Here is an 11,096-nt window from a genome sequence, read left to right on the forward strand (position 1 = left end):
GTGGTTAAACCCTGCCACTTTCAAGTAAGTTTTTGGTGGATTATCCACCAAAAATTGCAGGGGCTAGGCTGCTTTTGCGATCCCAAAAGATGAATTTATCAAATAGCTGGGGTTGTTCGCACCTTCCTTAGCAAACAGCAAAAGCACACTCGACCAAAAATCCTGTCATCCACCCATATAATAAAGAAAACTCAAGCCATACAAATTTATACCACCTCCCCTCTTTTTCTACTGAATACCCAATAAATAAAGCAATTATCAGGTCATCTCGAAAAACAAATTCATAGCGGCTATTCGCAACCACCGGACTGACAACCCTCCCCACTTTTCGTATAATCCTCGCCAGCAATTGATCAAGGTCTTTACCATGGCTAAAGTCACCCTTAATGTCCTGTCCGAGATGAAAAAAGCGGGTGAGAAATTCACCAGCCTCACTGCTTATGACTCCACAATGGCCCACCTGGTCAGCAGCCAGGGAGTTGAAGTGATTCTGGTGGGAGACTCCCTGGGCAATGTCTGCCAGGGACAATCCAGCACAGTGCCCGTTACCGTAGACGACATGTGTTATCACACCCGTTGCGTCAGCAACTCGGCCGGGAACGCCCTGTTGATGGCAGACCTGCCCTTTGCTTCCTACACCAACGAACAACAAGCCCTGACCAACGCCACTCGATTGATGCAGGCGGGTGCAGAAGTGGTCAAACTGGAGGGGGAAACCTGGCTCTGCCCCATTGTCAGCCGCCTTCGGGAACAGGGGATTCCCTCCTGTGTGCACCTTGGGCTGACACCGCAATCGGTGCATGTTCTTGGAGGTTATAAGGTTCAGGGCCGTGATCAGGAAAGGGCCAATGCCATGATTGCCGCCGCCATTGAGCTGGAAAAAGCCGGGGCTGCGATTCTGGTTCTGGAGTGCGTCCCCTCTTCACTGGCCCGGGAGATCACACTGGCCGTTCAGATCCCCGTCATTGGTATTGGTGCCGGGCCCGACACCGACGGCCAGGTTCTGGTTATTTACGACATGTTGAATATGACGGCAGGGCGTAAACCAAGATTTGTTAAAGACTACATGACAGGATCAGGCTCCGCTCAGGAAGCCATTGCCCACTATGTGGAAGAAGTGAAAAACGGTGCCTTCCCTGCCCAGGAACATGGATTTGAATAATGAGTTCTGAAATGAAAGTTGTCCACTCCATTGCTGAAGTCCAGGATATTGTCGGAGCCAGGCGCTCTGAAGGGCTGCGTATCGGCTTTGTACCCACCATGGGCAATCTCCATGGGGGCCACCTGACTCTGGTGGAAAAAGCCAAACAGAACTGCGACTTTGTGGTGGTCAGTATTTACGTCAACCCATTGCAGTTTGGCCCTAATGAAGATTACGACTCCTACCCGAGAACCATGGAGCAGGACCAGCAACTTCTGAACGAACATGGCGTGGATCTTCTCTATGCTGCCAGCACCCGTGAAATCTACCCTGAAGGCAGTGAAAACCATGCCCATGTCAGCGTGGATATCCTCGACGGTATGCACTGTGGCAAAACCCGCCCCGGTTTTTTCCGCGGGATCGCTACCGTGGTCACCAAACTGTTCAATATTGTCCGTCCTGATGTTGCTGTCTTCGGTGAAAAAGATTTCCAGCAACTGACCATTATCCGCAAAATGGTCAGGGATATGTGCATGCCTGTAGAGATTCTGGGAGCTCCTATTGCCAGAGAATCCACCGGCCTGGCCATGAGTTCACGCAATGGCTACCTTACCCGGGAAGAGCGGGAAGACATAGCACCAAAATTGCACCAGTGCCTGTGCGAAACCAGGAAGGCCATCCAGGCAGGAGAAACCGACCTGGACCTGCTGCGTCGTGATGCTTTTGCAAAAATGGCCCAGGCGGGTTTCAAACCGGACTACTTTAATATCTGTAATCCACAAACCCTGCTCCCGGCAACCCACGATGAGCCCTCACTGGTCATTCTTGCGGCAGGCTACCTTGGCAAGGCCCGTCTGATCGATAATCTCTACTTCGATCGATAGTTAGGGGCAATCCCGGGTTCCGCAACTACTGGAACCCGGTGATCATCTGTTTAAGCCGGGCATCCCAAGTCAGAAAACCACAGGCTGCCTTTTCATGCTGTCTAAACCTCACTCTATTGCTCTTTTCATAACTGGACTACTTTCGTCCGCTCCCACCGAAGCCCAGAAAAATGATGAAGAATCTCACTCTTTTCCTATCCAGGTGGTTCATTTCCAACGAAACGCTGAAGAAGAGGTGAGTTCCGAGGTAGAGCATCACTTTCTGTTGCCGGAAACAACGGGGTTTCAAATTTTGTGGAAAAAGGCAGTTTATGAAAGAAACCTGGTTACTGCCAAAAACTGCGGATATCCTCTAAAAAACGAAAAAAAAAGAGATCAAAAACACACTGAACCATTTGTTATCATCACCCCAAAACGAAGAGACTCCTGTATTTTAACCAATCGCGTTCTAAAGAACTTATTCACTGGCGATCTTCAGGGAATTCAGTATCAGGAAACTGGAAGGCAAGCACCAAAAGCACGCCCCTTCCCAATTTTATTCATCACATCACACTCTTATATACCCGATACCTATAACCAGATAGCCCAAGTTGCAAAACAGTATCTAAGTATTGAGCAAACAAACGATGATTCTATTTTTTCCCAATGGCTGAGCTCAAAATGGCATGCATTCCTCCGCTGGTTCGTATATGAACATACAGCGCAACTACCTTTCCCACAGAATAGATATAGATGCAAAGAATTCCGGGGGAGCTTTTCAAAAAATGAAATAGAGCAAACCATCAACCCGGATTTTGAAACCATTTCCCTGGAAACCCTGGCCCTGACTCAATTTGAACAGGAAGTCAGCTATTTCTGCCAACTGGTAACAAATAAAGCCAACAATCAACAACACGCTCATGATGAGACCTGAAGCCGCCGGAACAAGCCACTTTCAGGGTCCGGATAACTGGGGTATATTTCCCTCCTCGCTTATCCACCCTTCCCTTCAACTCCCATAACGAGGCAAGACAGTGAGCAACCCAACTGTTCTGGATCACCTGCCTGCATCCAAAGACCTGGTTGAACTGAACCAGCAACTGGCAGACACCCATCTGCGTGACCTGTTCGCCGAAGACTCCAACCGTTTTGACCGCTACAGCCTGGAAGCCGCTGGCCTGTTTCTGGATTACTCCAAGCACCGCATCAACGACGACGTGATGAATGCCCTGGTCAAGCTTGCGGAACAGGCCGGCCTGAATCAGGCCCGTGAGGCGATGTTCTCCGGTGAAAAAATCAACTACACCGAAAAGCGAGCCGTTCTTCACACAGCGCTGCGCCATTTTGGTGATACACCGGTGATCGTCGACGGCAAAGATATTATGCCCATGATCCGGGAAACCCGGGAGCGCATGAAAGCCCTGACCGAAAAAGTGCACTCTGGGGAATGGAAAGGCCATACCGGTAAAACCATCAAACAGATCGTCAATATCGGCATCGGTGGTTCCTACCTGGGCCTGAAAACCACCATCAACGCCATGACGCCCTATCACGTCAAAGGTCTTGAGCACCATTTTGTTGCCAATATTGACCCGAACGAGCTGTCAGAAGTCCTGCGTCGTGTAGATCCGGAAACCACTCTGTTTATTGTTGCCTCCAAATCCTTTGGCACCCTGGAAACCCTGCAGAATGCCCAGGCGGCTAGAGCCTGGATGATCGAACAGGGCTGTGCCGAGCAGGATATCCGCAAGCACTTTGTGGCCATCTCCACCAACCTGAACGCCATTGACCAGTTTGGCATTGCCCAGGAAAACACCCTGCCCCTGTGGGACTGGGTCGGTGGCCGTTATTCCCTCTGGTCCAGCATTGGCCTGTTAATCTCCATGGTGGTAGGTTACGACAACTTTGAACGCCTGCTGAAAGGCGCCGAAGCCATGGACCAGCACTTCCGCAACGCCCCCCTGGCGCAAAACATGCCGGTGATTACCGGGCTGCTGGGCATCTGGTATCAAAACTACATGGGTGCCGAATCCCAGGCCGTGATTTCTTATGACTATTTCCTGAGAGACTTGCCCGGCCATCTGCAGCAGGTGGATATGGAAAGTAACGGCAAGCGTACCCGTGAGGATGGCAGCACAGTGCCCTATGACACCGGCTCTGTCATCTGGGGTGGCACTGGCACCAACGATCAGCACGCTTACCACCAGTTACTGCACCAAGGCACCCGCCTGATTCCCGTGGACTTTATTGCTCCAGCCACCACCCACAACCCCATTGGCGAGCAACACCCCTGGCTGTTCACCAACGCCCTGGCCCAGAGCCAGGCCATGATGCAGGGCAAAACCCTGGAAGAAGTCCGGGATGAACTGGCCGCCTCCGGCATGGCACCGGAAGAAGTGGAAAGACTGGCACCTCACAAGGTGATTCCAGGCAATCGCCCCAATAGCATGATCGTTCCTGAGAAAATCACTCCGGAAACCACCGGTGCCCTGATTGCCATGTATGAACAGAAAGTGTTTGTACAGGGTGTACTCTGGCAGGTGAACTCCTTTGACCAGTGGGGTGTTGAACTGGGCAAAGTGCTCGGTGACCGGCTGATTGAGAAAATCCGCTCGAAAGAAGAAACCACGGATCAAGACAGTTCTACCAATGGTCTGATCAAGCGGTTTAAGCAGTTTAATCACTGATTTCCGCTCACAATGGCACCGTCATGGTGCCATTGTCCATTTCAGCCATCTCCCTCCCCCTTACCCAGGCATAAAAGCAGGCATATAATACTCAGCCAGCAGCCACTCTCTGTGATAAAAGCCACACCGGCAGTCACTGGCTCAATAACAAATCGTCAGGCATCACAATGATCACTCAGACCTTACCCCTTACCGATATCCACCGTCATCTGGATGGTAACATCCGTCCGGCCACGATTCTGGCGCTGGGCCGGAAGCACAACCTGGATCTTCCCGCCAGCGACCTTGAATCACTGATCCCTCACGTTCAGGTCACAAGCCAGGAACCCGACCTGGTCAGTTTTCTGAGCAAACTGGACTGGGGGGTTAAAGTGCTGGCAGATTATGACGCCTGCCGCAGGGTCGCTTATGAAAATGTCGAAGATGCCCTGAACGCAAAAATCGATTACGCCGAGCTGCGCTTCAGCCCATGGTATATGGCCATGACCCATAACCTGGATCCACAAGGCGTGGTGGAAGCGGTGATCGATGGGGTTCAAGCCGGTAGCCGTGACTTTGGTGTCAAAACCAACCTGATCGGTATTCTCAGCCGTACCTTTGGCCAGGAAGCCTGTCAGAAAGAACTGGATGCCTGCCTGGCCTTCAAAGACCAGCTGGTTGCCATCGACCTGGCGGGCGACGAACTGGGCAAGCCCGGCGAGCTGTTTGTGGAACACTTCAGGCAGGTTCGGGAAGCAGGCCTGAACATCACTGTCCACGCCGGGGAAGCCGCCGGGCCTGAAAGCATGTGGCAGGCCATTAAAGAGCTTGGGGCTACCCGGATCGGCCATGGAGTCAAAGCCATTCATGACCCGAAACTGATGGATTACCTGGCAGAGCATCGGGTTGGTATTGAATCCTGTCTCACCTCCAACGTCCAGACCAGTACCTTTCCAAATATTGAAAGCCATCCTCTCAAACAGTTTCTGGATCACGGGGTTCTAGCCACCATCAATACGGACGACCCTGCTGTAGAGGGCATTGAGCTGCCCTATGAGTATGAGGTGGCGGCTCCAGCAGCGGGCCTGAGCCAGGATGATATGCGACAGGCTCAGGAGAATGGCCTGACCATTGCCTTTCTCAGTGATGAGGAAAAAGAAAATCTGAGAAAAGTAGCGCTTAACCGCGCTTAACCCTCCAGCTTCAACTGCGCACAACCCGGCATGAACTAACAATTCATGCCGGCATTGTTAACACTTCTTTCCAGGCAAGCATCTATACTGACCGGCTGAACCCGTCACAGCAGGTCCTGTTTTATGCCTTCCCCTTCAGAGTTGTCCACAGAAGAAAGCTATCCGGTTCCTGACCATTTCCACACACCCTGGATGACACCCGGAAAATATTGGGAGGCCATAGAAGAAACAAAGCATAACCCGGACGCCTTCTGGACATACAAGGCCAATAAGTTCATTGACTGGTTTCAAAGTTGGGAAACCCTTTATGAAGGTGACTTTGCCAAGGGGAAGGTCAGTTGGTTCAAGGGCGGCAAACTCAATGCCAGCTACAACTGTATTGACCGGCACCTTCCCGACAAAGCAGACAAAGTCGCCTTTTTCTGGGAGGGAGACACCCCGGACCAGCAAAAGGTAATCACTTATCAGACCCTGCACGACGAAGTCTGCAGGCTGGCCAACGGACTGAAGTCAAGAGGTGTAAAAAAAGGGGATAGAGTCTGCATTTATCTCCCCATGATTCCGGAGGCAATCTATGCCATGCTTGCCTGTGCCCGGATTGGAGCCATCCACTCAGTGGTGTTTGCCGGTTTTTCCCCCCAATCCCTGCGCAGTCGACTATTAGACGCCAGCTGTCGCACTCTCATTACGGCCGACCAGAGTCTCCGGGGAGGCAAGCAGATCTGCCTCAAACAGAACGCGGATACCGCTCTGAAAGATTGTCCCAATGTCACGACGGTCCTTGTGGTACAGAGTGGCCAGACTCCCACCACTCCCTCAAACTGGGAGAATGGCAGGGACATCGACTATCGGGCTCTGACCGGTAGCCAGGCCAGCACCTGCAACCCGGAAACCATGGACTCTGAGGATCCTTTGTTTGTCCTTTATACCTCCGGGTCCACTGGCAAACCAAAAGGCATCGTTCACTCTACGGCCGGCTATCTGCTGCAAAGCGCCATGACTCACCATTACCTGTTTGACTACCACCCGGATGACGTTTACTGGTGTGCTGCCGACGTGGGATGGATCACGGGCCACTCCTACATTGTTTATGGCCCCCTTGCCAACGGTGCTACCAGCGTGCTTTTCGCAGGCACTCCCTTCTGGCCGGACGCTGCCCGGGCCTGGGAGGTCGTTGACCGCTATCAGGTCAGTATTTTCTACACCGCCCCCACCACCCTCAGGGCTCTGATGGCCAGAGGCCCGGATGCCCTGAAAGACACCTCCCGGGACAGTCTCCGCCTACTGGGCAGTGTCGGCGAACCTCTCAACCCTGAAGCCTGGCGCTGGTATCATCAGAGGGTCGGCAAGGGTCGCTGCCCCATTATCGACACCTGGTGGCAAACGGAAACCGGTGGTGCCATGATCGCCCCCCTGCCCGGGGTCACCCCCCTGAAACCCGGATCGGTCGCCTTGCCATTTCCAGGAATAAAGCCGGTGTTACTGGATGATCAGGGTAATGAAATTGAGGGTCCCGGAGAAGGTAACCTGGCGCTCAAAGGCTCCTGGCCTGGCCAGCTTCGAACGATCCTGGGTAATCATCAGAGACTGCTGGATACTTACTTCACCCCCTTTCCCGGCTACTATTTCACCGGGGATGGTGCCTGCCGGGACCAAGAGGGCTATTTCCGGATTACCGGCCGGGTGGATGATGTTATGAACATCTCCGGCCACCGCATAGGTACCGCAGAGATAGAGAGCGCCCTGGTGCTCCATGAAGCCATTGCCGAGGCTGCCGTTGTCGCGGTGGAACACCCCATCAAAGGAGCAGCTATCCATGCGTTTGTCACTCCGATCAGTGGCTACCGCCCTTCAGAAACACTCAACCATGAATTATCCCGACTGGTCTGCCAGGAATTAGGCGCTTTTGCCCGACCAGAGGCTATCCAGTGGGCCGCATCTCTGCCGAAAACAAGGTCAGGGAAAATAATGCGGCGAATTTTGCGAAAGATCGCAAATGGGGAGACCGAGCTGGGGGATACCTCAACACTGGCAGATCCTGGTGTAGTTCAACAACTGCTCTCAACACCTTGATCCGTTGGCAGCTGACCACTCAGGTACTTTCACGGGCTTTCCTGGTAAAGGCTGAAAGAAGAGCCATCGCCGGTTTCAGCAGGACAGTAAAAGCAAAGGATGCACCATTCATGGCTTCAGGACAGACCCCACAAGACAGCCACTGCCAGGAGAGAGGTGAAGCCGGTAATCCCAGGGATCCGGGCAATGACCTTCAGGAAGGGTTACCTGAGCGGACGGAAGATCGAAAGTTAAAAAGCCAGTTAAATGCGGCCCTGGTTCCCGATTCAGGCTCAGAAAGCAAGGAAAATACTGAAAAAGACACCTGGGAACAGGAGGTCAGTGCTATTGAGCAGTCCCTGTTATCCGCGCTTTCCCAGCTTGAGTCAAACCCTGTAGAAGAGCGGACAGAGTTGAGAAAGCGGTTTGCAGAACTCCATAAGGTCGCCCATGACCTGATGACCCGGTATAACCAGCGAATCAACAGCCTGCTGATGGAAGATCGACTCAGCCACCGCCATGCTTCAGAAACCTCGGCCCACATGATTCGCGGTGTTATGCCGCCTCTTGAAGCTTTGAGACTGCTGGAAAAGTCCCTTATCTCCACCCGGAAAAAAACCCCGGAAGAGAGCATTGAGAAACTGACGGCCGATGCCCGATCCGAACTTGGCAGAGCCAGCCAGCTACTTCAGGAAACCAAGCAGAAACTGGTCAGGCACACACTCCCCCCCCGGCCAGACTCTGAAAAACCGACAATAAGCCCTTTAAAAAGGATGCTGGAAAAAGAGCCAAGGCCACAAAAAAAAACAGCGGAGAAAGCGATTGACGATCCCCGTGATCATCCATCGGTAAAGCCTACTTCCAAAGTCGATAAAGAGCCCTCATCCAGCGCAAATAAAGCACCTTTAGCAGAGGCAAATAAAAAGCCCTCTGATGCCGTCAGCAAAAATCAGCCAGTCCACATAGATAAAGGGCTTGCAACTAAAGCAAGCACTCGGCCTAACAACCAGAGCGTTAGCAGTGATACCGCTGAAAAAGCTCCCCCCAAGCCGTTACCAGAAACAGCAACCTCCAGGCCTGTCCAGCAAACACCAAAATCGGCACAACCTTCAGGTTCCGGTTCCTCTGACTGGTTGTCTGAGCTAAAGACACCAAAGCTGAAATCACTGGCTACGCCATTGCAAACCCGTTCAAAAGTCGAAGACAGAAACAAACATCAGGCAGCACTAGCAAGCTTGAGCGACTTTATCCGCTCCCAGCGGCAACTCTACGAGCCTCTCGTTCCTCTTTTTTCCATGGCCTGCAGAAAGTGTGAATTACTGGGAATGAAGCAGGATAAGGCCTGTAAAAATGGCCTTGAAGGTTTGAGTGCATTAAGGGAAATCGAACCGCTTTTGTCCGATAAAAACTCAGAAGCCATGGCCGGAGAAAAACCAGCTCCTCCCCTTATCAATGCCCTGAAAAAAGCCGACACCGCCCTTAAAAACCTCTCCAGCTTTGATAAGAAGCTGCCTGGAGAAGCCTGGCAGTTACTCACAGAACTGGTGCCCGAAACAACAACGCCTTATCACCACCTGCTCAATCTGGCTGCCCGAAAACTGCTTCAGGAAGGACCGGCCACTTTGTCCCTGAAAACCGGTCTTGGGCATTTTGAAGCCCTGGATCAATATCTTCAGGCCACTCTGTCAGAGACAGAAACCATCGACCATAACCACCATTTTCTATCCTTTTTTTCCGGAAAACAGTCTGAACACCTCTTTTCCTCATCAACCCAACTCAAAAAAATCATTGCCCCCATCAATAAACTTGAGGAAGTGCATGCTCTGACCCACCTGTTCGCTCACTGGGAGGGACGCCAGGACGCTTTGCTGTCGCGAGTATTGGAAAAGTTGGCAAACCTTTCTGAAGGCGTGCCTGAAAGCATAGAGATGGATAACATTCAGCCCGTCATAGAAAAGGGCCAGCAAGCCCATGACTGTTTGATCAGCAGCTTTCCCAAAGAAGTGCTTGCCCAGGCTCATGAAAAGAAACCGGATCAAAACGACCCTGCAGACCGGTATAAAGCGCAGCTGATGGAATACTTTGAGCAGTATGAACAGGCCGTGAAGTCCGTCAGCCATCATGATGACAAAATAAGCCACCTCGCCAGCGTTCAGGCAGAAAGCACCCGACTGACCAACCGGTTTGCTGACATCATTGAGTCCATTGAAGCCTCTGCTTCCGTCTCTCATGCTTCCCTGCCATTGAGCAGGGAGATCCGAAAATGGATTGACCAGGAACAGCCATTGAATACCCTGGCAGATCCCTTACAAAGTTGTCAGCGCTTTCTGATTGAGGGAGCCAAAACTGAACAGATAGAGCCACCGAAGGCAATAGAAGCATTCACAACTCTCCTTCAACTGCAGCAATTGATTGATAACCCGGAAGCAGCCCTCTGTGCAGAACCCGCTCCCCAGAGCCTGCTCACCCCTCCCCCCGCCATTGAGGAAGCCTTTAAGGCACTGGACAACAAGCGCTGGCCAAAATGGTGCAGTCAGCTCTTTCATCGAAGTCGGGTAGAGGTCATGGCAACCCTTCACTGCCTGATCAATGTCTGCCAGCAGAGTCCTATCGCCTACAAAGAAGCGGCTGTATTACTCCAGAATGTGTCCCGGGAACTTTCCAGCCACAATGAAGACCCGTTGATTCAACAGTTATTGACGGCAGTGGAGAATTATGCCCTGCAGATAAAACAATAAGCATTGCTGTCTCCCATTCATAACCAATCCACTTAGTGTTCAGATTATTGATATCCGTCAATAGTCGTTTATGATCAACACTGAAGGCACTCAAACATATTGATACTGTTGTCAATGACAAAACCTGAAAATTAATCCGCTTTATCAGAAACTGAGCTTGTTCCTATAGCCTCCCCCCAAAATTGCTCTAACTTACCTGTTACTTTGCTATACCTGTATTCAACCACCCGGCCCGAAATTCTACCTGGAAATGGCATCCCCGATCTCTCATATGCATTATAAAAAGATTTAAGATCATCTTTATCCAATAGCATTCCCGGCGCTGTTCAAATTAAGTGTTGCTCTACCCAATGTATAGAAACTTGATCTAAAAAAGCCTCCTCTGAGAAGAGTTGAGTTTTAAGAAACCTTTTCCACCCGAGGTAACGAGACAGGTATTTTGT

Annotated in this window: 8 protein-coding genes; 7 read left to right on the plus strand and 1 reads right to left on the minus strand. The window is 51.6% G+C overall.

The genetic code is table 11. The annotated features are described in order from the left end of the window. The first annotated feature begins 367 nt into the window (after positions 1-367). The 7 genes from panB to ACNRUY_RS24265 all read left to right on the plus strand — a co-directional run bounded on the left by panB (position 368) and on the right by ACNRUY_RS24265 (position 10,653). The gene (panB, locus tag ACNRUY_RS24235; protein ID WP_488114247.1) at positions 368-1,162 is read left to right on the plus strand and encodes a 3-methyl-2-oxobutanoate hydroxymethyltransferase; all 795 of its coding nucleotides are present in this window, start codon (positions 368-370) and stop codon (positions 1,160-1,162) included. Next, positions 1,162-2,025: a pantoate--beta-alanine ligase gene (panC, locus tag ACNRUY_RS24240; protein ID WP_488114248.1), complete on the plus strand. Its 864-nt coding sequence runs from the start codon at positions 1,162-1,164 to the stop codon at positions 2,023-2,025. The genes panB and panC overlap by 1 nt, the downstream gene beginning before the upstream one ends. Before the next feature lie 94 nt (positions 2,026-2,119). Continuing rightward, on the plus strand, positions 2,120-2,938 hold the full coding sequence (locus ACNRUY_RS24245; protein WP_488114249.1) for a hypothetical protein: 819 nt from the start codon (positions 2,120-2,122) through the stop codon (positions 2,936-2,938). Positions 2,939-3,038: 100 nt separating this feature from the next. Continuing rightward, the gene (gene pgi / locus ACNRUY_RS24250) at positions 3,039-4,691 is read left to right on the plus strand and encodes a glucose-6-phosphate isomerase (protein WP_488114250.1); all 1,653 of its coding nucleotides are present in this window, start codon (positions 3,039-3,041) and stop codon (positions 4,689-4,691) included. 167 nt (positions 4,692-4,858) lie between these two features. Next, a complete protein-coding gene (gene add, locus ACNRUY_RS24255) occupies positions 4,859-5,863 on the plus strand; it encodes an adenosine deaminase (protein ID WP_488114251.1) in 1,005 nt (334 codons plus the stop codon). A 123-nt stretch (positions 5,864-5,986) separates the two neighbouring features. Beyond that, a complete protein-coding gene (acs, locus tag ACNRUY_RS24260; protein WP_488114252.1) occupies positions 5,987-7,936 on the plus strand; it encodes an acetate--CoA ligase in 1,950 nt (649 codons plus the stop codon). A gap of 110 nt (positions 7,937-8,046) precedes the next feature. Further along, positions 8,047-10,653: a hypothetical protein gene (locus ACNRUY_RS24265; protein WP_488114253.1), complete on the plus strand. Its 2,607-nt coding sequence runs from the start codon at positions 8,047-8,049 to the stop codon at positions 10,651-10,653. 131 nt (positions 10,654-10,784) lie between these two features. Here ACNRUY_RS24265 and ACNRUY_RS24270 read toward each other — a convergent pair whose 3' ends face one another. Further along, a complete protein-coding gene (locus tag ACNRUY_RS24270; RefSeq protein WP_488114254.1) occupies positions 10,785-10,961 on the minus strand; it encodes a hypothetical protein in 177 nt (58 codons plus the stop codon). Positions 10,962-11,096: the final 135 nt, after the last annotated feature.

This window comes from Endozoicomonas sp. Z74 (assembly GCF_057680865.1).

Coding starts and splice junctions, on each gene's coding strand:
- panB (WP_488114247.1), top strand. CDS start 368: ATGGCTAAAGTCACCCTTAATGTCCTGTCCGAGATGAAAAAAGCGGGT.
- panC (WP_488114248.1), top strand. CDS start 1,162: ATGAGTTCTGAAATGAAAGTTGTCCACTCCATTGCTGAAGTCCAGGAT.
- ACNRUY_RS24245 (WP_488114249.1), top strand. CDS start 2,120: ATGCTGTCTAAACCTCACTCTATTGCTCTTTTCATAACTGGACTACTT.
- add (WP_488114251.1), top strand. CDS start 4,859: ATGATCACTCAGACCTTACCCCTTACCGATATCCACCGTCATCTGGAT.
- acs (WP_488114252.1), top strand. CDS start 5,987: ATGCCTTCCCCTTCAGAGTTGTCCACAGAAGAAAGCTATCCGGTTCCT.
- ACNRUY_RS24265 (WP_488114253.1), top strand. CDS start 8,047: ATGGCTTCAGGACAGACCCCACAAGACAGCCACTGCCAGGAGAGAGGT.